Source organism: Methylocystis sp. NC52PC, from assembly GCF_055698645.1.
In genome coordinates this window covers 1516970-1533266 of sequence record NZ_CP170127.1, presented here as the reverse complement: position 1 = coordinate 1533266, position 16297 = coordinate 1516970, and the positions used below count along the sequence as shown (strand labels likewise).

General features: G+C 64.6%; 15 protein-coding genes and 1 tRNA gene. 6 read left to right on the top strand and 10 right to left on the bottom strand.

What is annotated here, in order from left to right; genetic code table 11:
* Positions 1 to 19 precede the first annotated feature (19 nt).
* Genes ACETII_RS09290 through ACETII_RS09280 form a run of 3 tightly spaced genes read right to left on the bottom strand, consistent with a single transcriptional unit; the run spans position 20 to position 4443 of the window.
* A complete protein-coding gene (locus ACETII_RS09290; protein WP_363350879.1) occupies positions 20 to 394 on the bottom strand; it encodes a response regulator in 375 nt (124 codons plus the stop codon).
* 17 nt (positions 395 to 411) lie between these two features.
* The gene (locus ACETII_RS09285; RefSeq protein WP_472787849.1) at positions 412 to 3156 is read right to left on the bottom strand and encodes a response regulator; all 2745 of its coding nucleotides are present in this window, start codon (positions 3154 to 3156) and stop codon (positions 412 to 414) included.
* Between the two features lie 3 nt (positions 3157 to 3159).
* The gene (locus ACETII_RS09280) at positions 3160 to 4443 is read right to left on the bottom strand and encodes an urea ABC transporter substrate-binding protein (protein WP_472787848.1); all 1284 of its coding nucleotides are present in this window, start codon (positions 4441 to 4443) and stop codon (positions 3160 to 3162) included.
* 232 nt (positions 4444 to 4675) lie between these two features.
* Between ACETII_RS09280 and ACETII_RS09275 the strand changes: the two genes are divergently transcribed.
* Positions 4676 to 4873 (top strand): hypothetical protein, encoded by a 198-nt coding sequence (locus tag ACETII_RS09275; RefSeq protein ID WP_363350875.1) that lies wholly within the window; start codon positions 4676 to 4678, stop codon positions 4871 to 4873.
* 403 nt (positions 4874 to 5276) lie between these two features.
* On the opposite strand, the gene ACETII_RS09270 is transcribed toward ACETII_RS09275, so the two are convergent.
* Positions 5277 to 5353 (bottom strand) — tRNA-Arg (locus tag ACETII_RS09270).
* A gap of 60 nt (positions 5354 to 5413) precedes the next feature.
* Here ACETII_RS09270 and pap point away from each other — a divergent pair.
* The gene (pap, locus tag ACETII_RS09265) at positions 5414 to 6907 is read left to right on the top strand and encodes a polyphosphate:AMP phosphotransferase (protein WP_472787847.1); all 1494 of its coding nucleotides are present in this window, start codon (positions 5414 to 5416) and stop codon (positions 6905 to 6907) included.
* Positions 6908 to 7003: 96 nt separating this feature from the next.
* A complete protein-coding gene (locus ACETII_RS09260; protein ID WP_363350872.1) occupies positions 7004 to 7285 on the top strand; it encodes a hypothetical protein in 282 nt (93 codons plus the stop codon).
* Positions 7286 to 7288: 3 nt separating this feature from the next.
* On the opposite strand, the gene galE is transcribed toward ACETII_RS09260, so the two are convergent.
* On the bottom strand, positions 7289 to 8275 hold the full coding sequence (galE, locus tag ACETII_RS09255) for a UDP-glucose 4-epimerase GalE (protein WP_472787846.1): 987 nt from the start codon (positions 8273 to 8275) through the stop codon (positions 7289 to 7291).
* Between the two features lie 125 nt (positions 8276 to 8400).
* On the opposite strand from galE, the gene galU reads away from it, so the two are divergent.
* Complete coding sequence (gene galU / locus ACETII_RS09250) at positions 8401 to 9285, top strand: UTP--glucose-1-phosphate uridylyltransferase GalU (protein ID WP_472787845.1); 885 nt, start codon at positions 8401 to 8403, stop codon at positions 9283 to 9285.
* Positions 9286 to 9563: 278 nt separating this feature from the next.
* On the opposite strand, the gene ACETII_RS09245 is transcribed toward galU, so the two are convergent.
* Positions 9564 to 9959, bottom strand: a complete 396-nt coding sequence (locus ACETII_RS09245; protein WP_363350866.1) for a hypothetical protein — start codon at positions 9957 to 9959, stop codon at positions 9564 to 9566.
* Positions 9956 to 10429, bottom strand: coding sequence for an iron response transcriptional regulator IrrA (irrA, locus tag ACETII_RS09240; RefSeq protein WP_472787844.1), 474 nt, complete (start codon positions 10427 to 10429; stop codon positions 9956 to 9958). Before irrA ends, ACETII_RS09245 begins: the two co-directional genes overlap by 4 nt.
* A 123-nt stretch (positions 10430 to 10552) precedes the next feature.
* On the opposite strand from irrA, the gene ACETII_RS09235 reads away from it, so the two are divergent.
* Positions 10553 to 11758, top strand: a complete 1206-nt coding sequence (locus ACETII_RS09235; RefSeq protein ID WP_472787843.1) for a lytic murein transglycosylase — start codon at positions 10553 to 10555, stop codon at positions 11756 to 11758.
* 9 nt (positions 11759 to 11767) lie between these two features.
* On the opposite strand, the gene ACETII_RS09230 is transcribed toward ACETII_RS09235, so the two are convergent.
* The gene (locus ACETII_RS09230; protein WP_363351276.1) at positions 11768 to 12289 is read right to left on the bottom strand and encodes a GNAT family N-acetyltransferase; all 522 of its coding nucleotides are present in this window, start codon (positions 12287 to 12289) and stop codon (positions 11768 to 11770) included.
* 429 nt (positions 12290 to 12718) lie between these two features.
* Here ACETII_RS09230 and ACETII_RS09225 point away from each other — a divergent pair, with 429 nt between their 5' ends.
* Entirely contained in the window at positions 12719 to 14287 is a 1569-nt protein-coding gene (locus ACETII_RS09225) for a 2-isopropylmalate synthase (protein WP_472787842.1), read from the top strand.
* A 93-nt stretch (positions 14288 to 14380) separates the two neighbouring features.
* Here ACETII_RS09225 and ACETII_RS09220 read toward each other — a convergent pair whose 3' ends face one another.
* Together ACETII_RS09220 and ACETII_RS09215 are read right to left on the bottom strand one after the other, a co-directional pair.
* Complete coding sequence (locus tag ACETII_RS09220) at positions 14381 to 15706, bottom strand: carbohydrate porin (protein ID WP_363350857.1); 1326 nt, start codon at positions 15704 to 15706, stop codon at positions 14381 to 14383.
* Between the two features lie 229 nt (positions 15707 to 15935).
* The gene (locus tag ACETII_RS09215) at positions 15936 to 16193 is read right to left on the bottom strand and encodes a hypothetical protein (protein ID WP_363350855.1); all 258 of its coding nucleotides are present in this window, start codon (positions 16191 to 16193) and stop codon (positions 15936 to 15938) included.
* Between the last annotated feature and the right edge of the window lie 104 nt (positions 16194 to 16297).

Below are 16297 nucleotides of genomic sequence, written 5' to 3'. Positions count from 1 at the left end.
TACTGTAAATAAGCGCGCATCAGGCGGCTCCAGGGGTGAGCAGAGCCGTGATCTTCCCCAACAGCCGCGTGATTTCAACGGGCTTGGTGTCATAGTCCTCACAGCCCGCTTCAATGGCTTTCTCGCGATCCCCCGCCATGGCGTGCGCCGTCAGGGCGATCACCGGAATGGCGCGCGTCGCCTCATTGGCCTTTACGCGCCGCGTCGCTTCCCATCCGTCGATCACCGGCAGGCTCATATCCATCAGGATGAGGTCCGGCGATTCAGACGCGGCCATCTCGACGCCCTGCTGTCCGTCGACGGCGATCACCACCGCGTAACCGTTCCGCTTGAGACGCCGCGACAGCATGTCCCGGTTCATTTCATTGTCTTCGACAAGCAGAATCTTCACCACGTCTTCGGTCTCCGCAATCAATGAAAATGCACGCCGCCGCTCGACTCGAGCGATTGACGCATAATGGAAACGAGCTCTCCAAGATAGTCGTGATCCTTGGTGACGATGTCGGCGTGCAGCGCCGCCAGGTCGCGCATGTCTTCGGGGCTCAGCTCTTTCGCAGTGACGATGACGACCGGGAGGCGGTCGTAGGCCGGACGTTTGCGCAATTCCCGCAGAAAGCCGAAGCCGTCCAGTTTCGGCATCATCAGATCGAGCAGGATAAGGTCGGGCGCGGGGTTTCTGGCGATCCAGTCGAGTCCGTCCTGGCCATTGACGGCGGCTGCGGCCTGATAGCCGGCGCCCGATACGGACCGGCACAAAAGCTCGCGCGTCGCCGCATCGTCTTCGATGATCAACACCCGGTTTTCAGCGGGCGCGCTGCAATATTGCGCCAGCAGAGTGGTCAGACGCTGCCGGTCGATCGGCTTTGTCAAAAGCTCCGCCGCGCCAAGTGGGATCGCCAATCCGCGCTCGTTGAGGATTGTCACCATGATGACGGGAATGGCTCGAAGCTCTGGATCTTCCTTCAATTGCTTCAGAACGCTCCAGCCGTCGAGTTGCGGCAGCATGACGTCGAGCGTAATGGCTTGCGGCTTGTGCTGTCGCGCCAAGGCGAGCGCCTCGAGCCCGTTGCGCGCAGCGATGACCCGATAACCCTTGCTCTCCAGCGTCCGCGTCAGCAGGTCACGCGCCGTCGCGTCGTCGTCGACGACAAGGATCGTCGCATGAGACGCCTCGGCCTGCGGCTCGACCTTTTCCTTCTCGGGGCTTTTCTGCTGATCGGGAAGCGTCATCGTAAAAGTCGATCCGGCGCCGAGCGCGCTTTCGACGAAGATGTCGCCGCCCAGGGCGGTGCAGAAATGCTTGGTGATCGCGAGGCCCAGACCCGTTCCGCCAAAGCGCTTGGTGGTCGAGGCGTCGGCTTGCGTAAAGGCCTGGAAGAGCCGGCCGAGTTGTTCGTCGGTCATGCCGAGGCCCGTGTCGGAAACGCGAAACAGCACGACCGCGTTTTCGTCCCGCTCCACGCTCAGCGTCACTTTGCCGTTGCTCGTGAACTTATTGGCGTTGCTCATCAGATTGAGCAGGCATTGCTTGACTTTCGTCTCATCCGACGAGAAGCCGCCGATGTCGTGCGGACAGTGGAGCTCGAGCGCATTGCCGTTCTTCTCCGCCAGGGGCGCGACGATCGACATCACTTCCTTCACGAGCCGGCCGATCTCGACGCGCTCGACAAAGACCTCCATTTTTCCGGCCTCGATCTTCGAGAGATCGAGAATGTCGTTGATGAGGCCGAGCAGATGGCGGCCGGCGCTCTCGATTTTCTTCAAATCTTCGACAGGCTCGTCGTCGCCTTTGTCGAGCGCGTCTTCCTGAAGCATTTCGCTGTAGCCGATGATGGCGTTAAGCGGCGTGCGCAGCTCGTGGCTCATATTGGCGAGAAAGGCGCTTTTCGTCTTGCTGGCCTCCTCGGCCGCCACTCGCGCGACCAGCAGCTCCTCATTGGCGCGCTGGAGCTCGCGCGTGCGCGCTTTGATCTTGTCCTCCATCGAACTGTAAAGCTCGCGCAATTCGCCGGTCATCGATTGGATGGCGGCGAGAAGATGGCCGGTTTCGTCGCGGCTGGTGATTTCGAACTTGGCGTCGAGATTGCCGCCCGCGACCTGCTCGGCGACGCGAACCGCCGTCTTGATCGGCCGGGTGATGGTGCGCGCAACCGCGAGCGCCAGGACGATGATCGGCGGCATCATGAACAGCAGCAGCGTCAGCGTCGCGCTTCGCTCGGCCCGCGTGAGGGCGAAGGCCTCCTCGGCCCGCTGCTGCACGACCATGCCCCAGCGAAACGACGGGACATAGGTCCATGAAGCGACGACGGGCTTCTCCTCGACATCGTCGAAGAGGCCCGAGCCGTGAACGCCGGCCAGCGCCCGCGCCAGCGCCGGATAAGCGCCCCCCGTCAGCGGCGCGCGAATGCTGAAGGCCTTGGAGGCGTCGCGACGCAGCGGATTGACGATGACCATCTGGTCCCGATCGAGATGGGCGGCGACGAGCACCTCTCCCGTCTCGCCAAGGCCGGTGTAATCGTTGACCGCGCTGTAGAGCTCGCGATTGTCGAGCTGAAAGACGACGACGGCGATGACGACGCCATCGTCGAGAATGGGCCCCGCGATAAAGGCGGCCGGTTCGGTCATCCCCGGATAGATCTGAAAGGCCGAGATCTCGGCTTGCAGCAAGGTTCGCGCGCGATCGATCGCGTCGGCGAGTTCCGTGTCGCCGCGCAGATTTCCCTTGAAGACGTCGGCGCCGGATTGGTTGAACAGAATGTCGCCGGCGGGCGAAAGAAGCGCGCAATCCACATAGTTGAATCGATCTGCGAGGCGGCTGAGCGGCGGGCCATGCTTCGCCACGGCCTGCCGATAGGCCTCCGAGTCCGCGCCGCCCGCCTGCAACGCCTGGGAAAATTCGCGCGCCGCTTCACTGATCGAGGGCGTATGCATCAACGCTTCGACGCTTCGGATTTTTTCGAGCGTCAGATTCTCGAGTTGTTCGACTTTCTTCTTGGCGACGACCTGCAGCGAGGTTTGCACGGCCTGCTCGAGCGACTCGCGCGAGATGTCGTAGGTGCGCCAGGCGAGCAATCCGCAGGACACGAGATTGATGACGAGAAACCAGAAAATGATTTTGGCGCCGATCGAGCTGCGCAGCAGGCTGAGAGGCTTCATCGATCAGTTCGCCTCTATGGGATTGGCCCAGCGGCCCCCCCATCGGTTGTACATGGCCGTTAGAAATGCGTCCCACTCCGCCTTTGTGCGCGAGGGCGGATAGGGCACGGGACGGATCGGGCGGTTCACCGTCCAGACAACCTCGATCCGGCCGTCGGGCCTGATTTTGCCGACGGAAAAAGATCGCCAGCTGTGCTGGGTGTAAGGGTCGACGGAAACCAGGCCCTCGGGGGCGTCGAGCGTCTCTGTCAGCATGGTGCGTCGCACGCGTTCGACGTCGAGCGACTGCTCCTCCTGAACCGCCTTGGCCCAGAGTCTGACGCTGAAATAAGAGGTCGCAATCACGTCGCTGGTGACGCGGTTCTCACCGTATTTCTTGCGGAAATTCGCAAGAAAGCGTTCGTTTTCGGGCGTCTTGATCGCTTCGAAATAATTCCAGGCGCTGTAATGGCCCTGGAGGCTTGCAATCGGCAGGCTGCGCAGCTCCTCCTCGCCGATGCTAACGGACACGACGGGCAACCTGTCGGCGGAAAGTCCGGCGTCGGTGAGCGCTTGATAAAAGGCCTTATTGGAATCGCCGACGACCGAGCTCAACACCACGTCCGGCTGCGCCGCCTTTATTCTATCGACCGCCTTGGCGACATTGGAGCTTCCGAAAAAGATATAATCCTCGCCGACGAGATCCGCCCCCAGCGCGCGGATTGTGTCTTTCATGATCTCGTTGATGCTGCGCGGCCAGACATAGTCGGAGCCGATCAGATAGAATTTCTTGCCCAGATGATCGAGGCTCCATTTGATGGCGGGAATGACCTGCTGATTGGGCGCGGCGCCGGTGTAAATAATATTCGGAGACTGTTCGAGGCCTTCATAGGCCATGGGATAGACCATCAGCTGACCGTATTTTTCGATCACCGGCGCAACGGTTTTTCGGCTCGCCGAGGTCCAGCATCCAAAAATAATCGAGACATTTTCTTCAACGATCAGGCGTTCGGCCTCTTTCGCGAAAGTCGGCCAGTCGGATTTTCCGTCGGCGATGACGGGCAAAATCTTGCGGCCCAGAAGTCCGCCCTTGGCGTTGATCTCTTCAATCGCCAGCAGTTCCGCATCGACCATGGAATTTTCGCTGATCGCCATGGGGCCGGAGCGCGAATGTAAGACGCCGACCTTGATGGGCGCGGCCTTATTGAATTGCGCAAGCCCCCAAAAAGACGCCGCGCCGACAACGGCGAGCGCCGCAGCCAAAGGCAGGAACGCTGTCGGCGCGCGAAAAGAACCCTTGAGGGCCATGCGGGAATTCCTGTTATTTCGAGAACGCAATCGGCGGGACGTTAATATAGCTTGATTGTCCTGCATGCTAGGCGATCGCACCGCCGCAGGCCAGACGAGAGGCGCGTCGTCGCAGCGGGAAATTTTCGTATCGTTATTATCGGCGCGGTCGGCGCGCGCGTGCGCCAGACATTGCGCTGCCCCGGCCCGCGCCCCAAACTATCCACGTTGATTTTTCATGAGGAGCGTGAGCGTGACAGAGCAACCGCAGGGGCGTTATCGGACGCCGGGCGAAGCGGGAAAACCCAACATGGCGTTCGTCGAGGTGGGTCGCATTGGATTGGAAATTTCCGAGCAGGACTACCGCGACCGCGGCTACGAGCCGGCCTTCGAGGCGCTTCCCTGGAAAAAGGATTATTGCCCGGTCGATGAAAAAGGCGACGAAGGCTAGGGGGCTCGCCTTTAACGGCGTCCACGCATCCGGCGGGCGTGACCCCGCGCGCGACAAGGGCCTTCGAATTGTTGCCGCGCCGGCGGAACGAAAGCGACGCAGCGTGCGGCGCCCGGCACGTAGATTCCACAACTGGCGTCCCTCGGGCCGGCGCGTATCGTGCCGTCTGCGCGGGAAAAAGGCCGGCAAGAGCCTGCATGCGCGGTCTGCGGGTGGGCAGACGGGGCTGACGGCCCGTCTTCGCGTGAGAGACGGGCCGTCAATCCAAAGTCCGGACCGCGGCGGCGGTCGCGGAAGGCTCGCGGCTCCGCCGCCTTCAGTGCAAACGACCCGTCCGACGCATCCGCCCGGGGCGCGCATGACGGTGAGGCCGACAGTCTCGGCGCGGGAGACCAAATTCTCGTGGCGGTCCCGACAGGATTCGAACCTGTGACCTTCGGTTTAGGAAACCGCTGCTCTATCCTGCTGAGCTACGGGACCCGCGACTCAAACATCTACCACAGCGGGCCTGTTTGAAAAGTTAGATTGCAGGAAGCCGCCATGTTCGAATCCGCCTCCTTGCCGCATGTCATGACCAAGACCGAGTTCGAGGACGCGGAAGCGCGGCTGCGGGAAAAGCTGCTCGATGCGCAATTCGAGGTCGCGGATCGGAAAAACGCCGCCGTCATGGTGCTCGTGAACGGCGCCGACGGCGTCGGCAAGGGCGAGATCGTCAACAGGCTGTATGACTGGCTCGACGACCATTTCGTCGAGACCCTCTCCTACGGGCGGCCGACCGACGAGGAGCGGGCGCGGCCCGGCGCCTGGCGCTACTGGCGCGACGTCCCCGCCAAGGGACGCATCGGCCTCGTGCTGGGCTCCTGGCACCACCGCCTTTTGCGCAACCGCGCCCTCGGCCGGCTCGGCAGGAGCGCCTATGAAAAGGCGCTGGAGGAATCGATCCGGGCGGAGGAGATGTTGCGCCACGAGGGCGTGCATCTCTTGAAGATCTGGCTGCATATGGATTTCGCCGAATCACGGCGGCGCCTGAAGAAGCTGCGGCAGGGGAATGGCGCGCTGCGCCGGCCGGCGGTCGTCGAGTGGGACGAATTCGACAGCGCGAGAGACATCGCCAAGCTTGCCGAGGCGGCGCTCGAGATGATCGAACGCACCTCGACCGGCGACGCGCCCTGGGCCGTCGTGCCGGCCGCCGATCCGCTCTATCGCGACGCCGCCGTCGGCGATCTGCTGCTTCAAACCTTGAGCCGCGCGGCGACCGACGCGCCGCCCTCGCCCCGCACGCTGGCGATCGCCGCGCCGGCCAACGATCTGCCCAAGCCCAGCCTCGTCGGGGCGCTCGACCTGACGCAAGCCGCTGACCCGGCGAGCTATTCACAGGAGCTGCGGGCGCTGCAGCAGCGCCTCACCGAGGCGACGACCGCGAAGAGCTTCGACAGTCGCGGCCTCGTCATCGTCTTCGAGGGCAATGACGCCGCCGGAAAGGGCGGCGCCATCCGGCGCGTGCGGGAGGCGCTCGACCCGCGCCGCTTCCGCGTGCATGGCGTCTCCGCCCCGACAGACGAGGAGCGCGCGCGCCCCTATCTGTGGCGGTTCTGGCGCAACGTCCCGCGGCGCGGCGACGTCGCGATTTTCGACCGCAGCTGGTATGGGCGCGTGCTCGTCGAACGCGTCGAGGGCTTCGCCGCGACGGAAGACTGGATGCGCGCCTATCAGGAGATCAACGACTTCGAGCGCGAGCTCCATGACAACGCTTATGTCGTCATCAAATTCTGGCTCGCCATCTCCGCCGACGAACAGCTGCGCCGGTTCCAGGACCGCGAGGCCAAGCCCTTCAAGCGCTACAAGCTGACGCCGGAGGATTGGCGCAACCGCGAGAAATGGGCGCTGTACGAAGCGGCGATGACCGACATGGTCGACCGCACCAGCTCGCGCCACGCGCCCTGGACGCTGGTCGAAGCCAATGACAAGAAATTCGCCCGGCTGAAGACTTTGAAAACCATCGTCGACAGGCTGGAGACGAATGGCAAAGCATAAGCTTCGCGCCAGAGCTGCGCCGTAATCTTCGATTCGTGCGTCATGTTCATGATGGCCCTCCCATTTGGGAAGGAGAGACGCCATGCGAGGATTGTCATGCGGGCAAAAGACATTTTGTCCCAGTTGGGATTCGCCGACCGCGAATTTCTCGAGGCCGCCGGGCCGGCGGTGCTCCGTCTCAAGCTGCTCGAAGCGAGCTATCTGTCGGAAAACCGGCGGCTTCCCGAGGAGATGCGCGAGGCTGCGCGGCAGGTGGCCGAGGAGCTGAGGCGGCTGATCCTGGAGCGCCCCTCGGTGTCGCTGATCGACCGCGCCGCCAAGGAAGAGGTCGACGCGCGGCGCGCGGCGAGGCCTGTCCCAATCCTCAGACGCGCCTGAGGCTCACGCGGACGTTCCGCTCAGCCGCTTCTCCCAGTCGAGCGCCTGCCGGACGATCTCGTCGAGATTGTCGTGTTGGGGCGTCCAGCCGAGGATGTCGCGGGCGCGGGCGTTGGAGGCGACAATGGCCGCCGGATCGCCGGGGCGGCGCGGCGCGTAGTCGACCGTAAAATCCACGCCCGACACGCGCTTGACCGCCTCGATGACTTCGAGCACCGAGAAGCCGTGCGCATAGCCGCAATTGGCGATGAGGCTTTCGCCGCCGCCGCGCAGATGCCTGAGCGCGTCGAGATGCGCGCGGGCGAGGTCGGTGACCTGAATATAATCGCGAACGCAGGTGCCGTCGGGCGTCGGATAATCCGTCCCGAACACCTGCATTCGGTCGCGCTTGCCGAGCGCGGTCTGCGCCGCGACCTTGATGAGATGGGTGGCGTTCGGCGTCGACTGGCCGGAGCGGCCCTTCGGATCGGCGCCCGCGACGTTGAAATAGCGCAGCACGACATAAGCGAGGTCATGGGCGCGCGCCACGTCCTCCAGCATCCACTCGACCATGAGCTTGGAGCGGCCATAGGGCGAGACGGGCTTGAGCGTGGCGTCCTCCGTCACCGGCAATTCGTCGGGATCGCCATAGACCGCCGCGGTCGAGGAGAAGATGAAATGCTTGACCTTGGAGGCGACCGCCGTCGCAATGAGATTGCGCGCCTTGGCGGTATTGTTGAGATAATAGCCTAAGGGGTCGGCGACCGATTCCGGCACCACGATCTTCGCCGCGAAATGGATGATGGCTTTAATGTCGTGGCGGGCGATGATGTCGGCGATGAGCGCCTCGTCGCCGTCGTCGCCGATGAAGATCGGCACGCCCTCCGGCACGGCCCAGCGGAAGCCGGTCGAGAGATCGTCGAGAACGACCGGCTGTTCGCCCGCATCGATGAGTTCGAGCACCGTGTGGCTGCCGATATAGCCGGCGCCGCCGGTCACCAAAATCGCCATTTGAACCCTTTCCCGCCCGAAGGCGCGCCAAATTAACGCCGCACTCGCCAAATTTAGGTCTAAAGTCGCGCCCGCCGGCCCAGGCCGGGTAAGGCTCGTTGAAACGTCACTTGAAACGGACCCTCATGACCAAGCGCATTCGCAAGGCTGTCTTTCCTGTCGCCGGACTCGGCACGCGATTCCTTCCGGCGACCAAGGCTGTGCCCAAGGAGATGCTCACGGTCGTGGACCGCCCCGTCGTGCAGCATGTCGTCGACGAAGCGCGCGAGGCCGGCATCGAGCATTTTGTCTTTGTGACCGGGCGTGGCAAGGGGATGATCGAAGATCATTTCGACATGGCCTATGAGCTCGAGGACACGCTCAAGCGCCGCAACAAGACCAAGGAATATGAAGCGCTGATGGCGGACCTGCCGAAGGCCGGCGCCACGAGCTTCACCCGCCAGCAGGCGCCGCTCGGCCTCGGCCACGCCGTCTGGTGCGCGCGCGAGATCATCGGCGACGAGCCTTTCGCCGTGCTGCTCCCCGACATGATCACCCTCCCCGCCCCTGGTCAGACGGCGCGCTGCCTCGCCCAGGCCGTCGAGGCCTATGAAAAGCATGGCGGCAACATCATCGCCGTCGAGGAAGTGAAGCCCGAGGAGACGCATCAATACGGCATCGTCGCCAAGGGCAAGGACTATGGCGCGACCTTTGAAATCACCGGCATGGTCGAGAAGCCCCCGCAGGGGACGGCGCCGAGCAATTTCATCATTTCGGGGCGCTATATTCTGGAGCCCGAGATTTTCGCGCTGCTCGAAAAGGGCGAGAAGGGCGCGGGCGGCGAAATCCAATTGACCGACGCCATGATCCACCTCGCCAAAGAGCGCCCCTTCCATGGCGTGCGCTTCGACGGCCGCACCTATGACACGGGCTCCAAGCTCGGCTTCCTCGCCGCCAACGTCGCCTTCGGGCTGGCGCGGCCGGATGTGGCCGAGGGCCTCAAGGCGGAATTGAAGAAGCTTCTGGCGTGAGGGGGAAAGGGCGGAGCGTTCGCCGCCGCCGCCCTCAGCTTGTTGACACGCCTGCGAGGCGGCCTCGTCCTTCGAGACGCCGCCTTCGGCGGCTCCTCAGGATGAGGCCTTCGAGACGCCGCCTTCGGCGGCTCCTCACGATGAGGCCTTCGAGACGCGCCTTCGGCGGCTCCTCACGATGAGGCCTGAGTTTTTGGCCCGTCGTAAAGGAGACCCCCATGCTAGAGGAGCTTGCGCAGCAGGCGTCTCGAAGCGTGACGCAGACCGGGCGTCTTCCATCAGGAGGTCGGCCGAGTTTCCGGACGCTGCCGCCAACGCCGCCCGATCGCCAACCGCAGCAAGACGATCTGCGCCGCCAGCGCCACGAACAGCGTCTGCCAGATGACGAAAATTGCGCAGGGCTCGTTGTCGTCGCCGCAGCCAAAGGCGCCGCTGAGCGGGCCCGCCGCCAGCGCGCCCGCGGGCAGTGAAATCGGAAAGGACAGAATCAGCATGGCGCGGCGCGTGAAACGCCCGAGGCCGCGAAGTCGCTCGCCCACATCGTAGTCGTCATAGGCGTTGACGTAGATGGCCAGCAAAACGAGCGCGGCCGTGATTGTCGCGATGGCGTAGAGAAGCCAGATCTTCCGGGCGAGGCGCTCCGCCTTGCCGCTGGCCTCCGCGTCGCCGCTCACCCCTTCTTCGGGCGGATGCGGATGATCACGTCGCAGCCGACGATTTCCATGCCCTCGGGCGGGGCCGGGAGGCGGGCGAATTCGACCGAGCCGTCGGCGGCGTCGAACATGCGGCCCGTCGCTTCGTCCATGAAGTGATGGTGCGGCGAGGTGCGGGTGTGAAAATAGGTGCGCGGGCCCTGCACCGCGATCTCGCGCAGAAGTCCCGCCTCGGCGAACTGGTTCAGCGTATTATAGACGGTCGAGAGCGACATGGTGAGGCCGGCTTCGCGCGCCTCGGCGTGCAGCGCCTCGGCGCTGACATGGCGGTCGCCCTTGCCGAACAGCAGCTTGCTGAGCGCCAGCCGCTGCACCGTCGGACGCAGGCCGGCGTTGCGCAGCCGCGTCTTGGGATCGACCGGCACGCCTGCGGGCTGTTCGCGCAAACGACGGGAATGATCGAAGCTTCTGCCAGTGGGCTGATGCGTCATAGAAGGTCCAATGCGAGAGGTCTCGCCCCTTGAAAAACTCTTGAAGTTCAGTAGACGGCAGCGCAGCGGCGCTGTCAAATGCCGCAAAGTGAAAGATTTCCAAACAAGAGCGTCGTTAAGGCCATGACAAAAAACAGCTCTACGGGCCTTCTCACGGATCGACGCGCCGCCTTGCGGGGCCTCTCGCTGGCTCTCCTGACCGCCGCCTGGCCGGCGCGCGGCGCAGATTTCAGCGCATTCGTTGAAGGATTATGGCCGTCGGCGCAGGCGGCCGGCGTCTCGCGGGAGACCTTCGAGTCGGCGGTCTCGGGCCTCGCGCCGGAGCCCGGCGTCCTCGCCAAACCAAAGGCGCAGGCGGAATTCACGATTTCCATTCCCGCCTATCTCGCCGCCTCAGTGACAAATGGTCGCGTCGCGCGCGGCCAGTCGGTCGCCGCCGAACTTGCGGGCCCGCTGCGGCGAGCGACGGACCGCCACGGCGTCCCGGGCGAGATCATCGTCGCCATCCTCGGCGTCGAGAGCAATTTCGGCGTCGCGACGGGCGGGGCCGACGCGCTGAAGGTGCTGGCGACGCTCGCCTGGAAAGGCCACCGCGCCGAGACCTTCATCGAGGAATTCGTCGCCGCGCTCGTCATGCTCGAAAAGGGCTATGCGACGCGCAGCCAGTTGCGGGGCTCCTGGGCGGGCGCCATGGGCCAGCCGCAGTTCATGCCTTCGGCCTATCTCAAATACGCCGAGAGCGACGCGGGGACGGGCGCGCCGGACATTTGGCGCTCGCACGCGGATTCCGTCGCGAGCATCGCCAATTTCTTGGCCAAATCAGGCTGGGCCGCGGGGCTGCCGGCGGTGACGGAGGTGCGGCTGCCGGACGCCTTCGACTACGCCGCTTTCGATCTCGACTTCCCGCGCTGGCGCGCGCTCGGCGTCATGCGCGCCGACGGCGCCGCGCTGCCGGCGAGCGGCGCGGCGAGCCTCTATCTCCCCGCCGGGGCGCACGGGCCGGCCTTCTTGATTTCGGATAATTTCGAGGTCATCCGCCAGTACAACACCTCCGACGCCTACGCCATGTCGGTCGCGGTCCTCGCCGAGCGCATCGCGGGCCACGACATTCCGCTCGCCCCCTGGCCGCGGGTCGCCCCGCTCTCGACCGCAGACGTCAAGGCCATGCAACAATTGCTCACCGAGAAGGGCCATTACCACGGGACGATCGACGGGAAGCTCGGCCGAACCAGCCGCAACGCCGTGCACGCCTTTCAGCTTGCGGAAGGCATTCAGCCGGCAGACGGCTTTGCGACCAAGGAGATTCTCGTGCGGCTGCGCGGCGGCTAAGGCGGCCGGTTACCGCACGGGCGCCGAGACGAAGCCGAAGGCGACGCGGGTCAGCATGTCGGAGCCGAAGCGCTCCTCCGCCCGCCGCACGGTCTGGCCGCCGAGGCTGCGATAGAAGGCGAGCGCCTTCTCATTGTCGGCGAGCGCCCAGACGATGGTCGACAGATAACCGTGCTCGGCGAGTTCACGCCGCGCGGCGCCGAACAATCGGCGGCCCAGGCCGAGGCCCTGATATTCGGGCGCAAGATAAAGTTCGAAAATCTCGCCCGAATAGGGCATGGAGGGCACGCGATTGCGCCCATAGGTCGAATAGCCGCCGATCCGCTTGTCACAGTCGAGGACCAGCAGTCCCGTGCCGCGCACGATCGCCGAATGCCACCACCTCGGTCCCCGCCGCGCAATCATGCGCTCGAGTTCGACGCCCGGGATGACGCCACGATAGGCGTCGCGCCAGGAGGCGTCGTGGACGCGCGCGATTTCCTCGGCGTCGCCGGGTCGAGCGTGGCGAATGGAGAAAGCGGTTTTAACCATAGGGATGATGTTAGGGCTCATTCGGCGCTTTGGGCAAGAGCCCCAAACCGACGAAAATGTAAAAAAACGAATGCAAGTCCGGCTTAACTTTCGTTAACCTTGCGGCGCTCGGGGATGCACCCGTTGCGCCGCCGGCCTTGGCTTGCGCGCGGCCACGCGTTTGCTTATCCTGAAGCGATTTCGGCCATTGGCCGTTAAGCGAGGACTGTGAATCGTGGCTGTTGCTTACGCCACATATAGAGCCGTAGAGGCGCGTGGACAGCGCGGCGCTTGCGCCGCCGTGACGCCCGACCTGCGTCCGCTCGCCGGCCTGCTGCTGCTTCGTCGCCCCTGATCGCCCGCAGGGCTCTCGCCCAGGCCTTCAGGGGATTTAAAGACGAGAAACCATCAGGCCCTTCGAGGGCGAGCAGCTTTCAGAAAGTTTCCGACATGACCAATCCCGCACACGGCTCCACGGACAGCGCGCGCGTCGTCATTTTCGACACCACCTTGCGCGACGGCGAGCAATCGCCCGGCGCCTCGATGACGCTGGAAGAGAAACTGGAGGTCGCCGATCTCCTGGATCAGATGGGCGTCGACATTATCGAGGCGGGCTTTCCCATCGCCAGTCCCGGCGATTTCGAAAGCGTCGCCGAGGTCGCGCGCCGGGTGAAGAACGCCTCCGTGGCCGGCCTCGCCCGCGCCTCGGAGAAGGACATCGACCGTTGCGCCGAGGCCTTGCGCGAGGCCAAGCGTCCGCGCATCCACACCTTCATCTCCACTTCCCCGGTGCACATGAAATACAAGCTCCAGATGGAGCCCGAGCGGGTGCTGGAGCTGGTCGCGTCCTCGGTGAGCCGCGCCCGCAATCATGTCGCGGACGTGGAATGGTCGGCGGAAGACGGCACCCGCACGGAGATCGATTTCCTGTGCCGCTGCGTGGAGACCGCGATCAACGCGGGCGCGACGACGATCAATATTCCCGACACGGTCGGTTATACGACCCCGCAGGAATATGAGCAGCTGTTCCGCACGGTGCGCGAGCGCGTGCCCAACGCCGACAAGGCCATCTTCTCGGTGCATTGCCATGACGATCTGGGACTCGCCGTCGCCAATTCCCTGGCCGGCGTGCGCGGCGGCGCGCGTCAGGTCGAATGCACGGTCAACGGACTCGGCGAGCGCGCCGGCAACGCCGCGATGGAGGAAGTCGTGATGGCGCTGAAGACGCGCCACGACATTCTGCCCTATCACACCAATATCGACGCGAAGCTGCTGACGCGCGCCTCGAAGCTGGTGTCGGCCGTGACCTCCTTCCCGGTGCAATACAATAAGGCGATCGTCGGGCGGAACGCCTTTGCGCATGAGAGCGGCATCCATCAGGACGGCATGCTGAAGAATGCGCACACTTACGAGATCATGACGCCGGAAAGCGTCGGCGTCTCCAAGACGTCGCTCGTCATGGGCAAGCATTCCGGCCGCCACGCCTTCCGCGAGAAGCTCAAGGAGCTGGGCTATGATCTGGGCGAAAACCAGCTCAACGACGCCTTCAACCGCTTCAAGGATCTCGCCGACCGCAAGAAGTTCGTCTACGACGAAGATCTGATCGCGCTCGTCGACGACGAGATCGTCACCGCCCATGACCACATCAAGGTGCTGGCCTTGATGGTGATGGCCGGCACGCATGGGCCGCAGTCGGCGGCGCTGACGCTCGACATCGACGGCGACAAGGTCACCCATCAGGCGACCGGCAATGGTCCCGTGGACGCCATCTTCAACGCCATCAAGGCGCTGGCCCCGCATGAGGCGACGCTGGAGCTCTATCAGGTCCACGCCGTCACCGAAGGCACCGACGCGCAGGCGGAGGTCTCCGTGCGCCTCTCCGAGGACGGCAAGTCCGTCACCGGCCGCGGCGCCGACCCGGACACGCTCGTCGCCTCGGCGCGCGCCTATGTCTCGGCGCTCAACAAGCTGTTGGTGAAGCGCGGCCGCGCCAAGCCGGAGGCGATGCAGGCTGTTTGACGCGGCCCATTGTCATCTCTGCGTTCGAGCCCCTCCCCTCGCGGGGAGGGAGTCGGCGCGACGCGGCGACGGGGCGGGCACCGCGCCCTGGAACTAAAACCGCGTCTGCAGCCGCAGCGCCATAAAGGTTGCGCGCGGCCGTAGCGCATTCCACGGCTCCACCACTTGTAGATCGCCCGAAAGGCGCACCCACGGCGTGATCGCCCAGTTGTAGAAGGCCTCGATCCCGCCTTCGCTGCGCCGATAGATGCGCCGCTCGGCGAGGCCGGCGAGCAGTGGCGTCGTCAGCCCATAATGGAAGAAGCCGACGCCCCATTGATCGTCGGCTCGGCCCGGCAGCAGATTATTGCCGGCGAGCCCGGCGAGCGCGCTCCAGCGCACGGGGTTCGGATTGCCGTCCGAGAGAGTCGCCAGGCCGAAGAGGCCCCAGCCGACCGAGGGGTTGTCGGGGCTCGCCACGAGATATTGCTGGACCGCGTAGGACGCGAGCCAGAACCCTTTCTTGGTCACGGGCTGACGCGCGATCAGCCGCGCCCTGAGATCGTCCGTTTCCTCGAGGTCGAAGCCGCGCGCATTGCTGTAACCGCCGCGAATCGTATGAAAGCCGCGCAGCCCGCCGATCTCGATCGGCACGGTGACGCCCCCGACGACGCCGACGCCGCGCTCGAAGGGGCGCTGGAGGACGCGCGGATTCGCGGCGTTGCGCGGATCGGCGAAGACGAGCGTCGCGGTCGCAAAATCCGTCTTCAGCGTCGCGATTCCACCGAGAATGTAAGGTGGCGACACGATCAGCCGGTCGGCGACCGTGCCTGGCGACGCGACGCCGATGCCGGTCGACGGCAGGGCGAAGGCGCGGTTCATGAACGTGTCGAGACCGCCGCCGCCGATCAGCGGCGTCTGCGCGGCGAGGGTCATGGTGTTGAACTTGCCGACGCTGAGCGAGAGTTGCTGACTCAACTGCTGCGTCACGACGAGCGACAGCGCCGAATGGTAATTGTCGTTCGCGATGAATGCCTGCGCGGCGTTCACCGGGACGAGGGCGAAGTCCTTGTTGTTGATGTTGAGCCCGAAGTAATGCTCGTATTGCGCGCTGATCCGCAGACCCCGCCACAGGCCGAGCTTTTCCGCGTCGATCTTCAGGAAGCCGTCGACTTTGCCGCCGTAGCGCGAGACGCCGTTATTGCCTCCCGCCGCGATCCCCTGGAAAAATTGCGTGACCCAGACGTCGGCGTCGACCCCGTACCGGCGCAGCAGCGCCTTGGGACCGTCGGGCGCGTCGGCGAAGGATTTTCGCTTGAGCAGAGAGGCCGCCTCGGGCGCAGGACCGTCTTTGCCGGGCGCGCGGTCCTCGGCGTTCGCGGCGCCGGCGAGGAGTTGCCCCGCCATCACGAAGACGAAAATCTTTCGAGTCTGCTGCAAATCGCCGTTCCGCCTGCGCCGATGACCACAGGCGAGAGTGCATATTTTATGCGTGCGCGGCTATGACAGCCTCGCAACAGCCACGAATTGTTTAATGGTTTTGCGCGCCGGACGGCTCACCTTGCAGCGGCCGGATCCGCGCCTATCTCTTGGATGAGCCGGCGGCCCGTTCCGCCGGAGAAAAACGGCCCGAGCGCGGATGTACCGCCGGGCCGTTTTTCACATGGGGTCAGCGCCAATGATGGCCACGCCACCCCCAATGGCGGTGCGGCCGCCAGCCGTAGCGGCGCCAGCCGTGGCGATGACCAGCGGTCGTCAAGAAACAGCCGCGCGGGCCACACACCCGCACTGCGTGGACCGGCTCCGTCGCGGGCGTTGCGTCGACCCCGACCCTGGCGACGGGCAGCGCCGCCGCGGGTGCTGAAACGAGGACGGCGAAGCCGCAGGCAAAGGCGGCCGAGGCGATGACGTTGACAGAGTTATCCATGCGGATTGTCCCTTTTTCTCGGGTCCTGGGCGCAAGCGCGCAGCAAGTCAGAGGTCTCTCGAAGGAAAAGAAGCCGTCGCCTTGCCGCGCCGCGCCAGAGACGA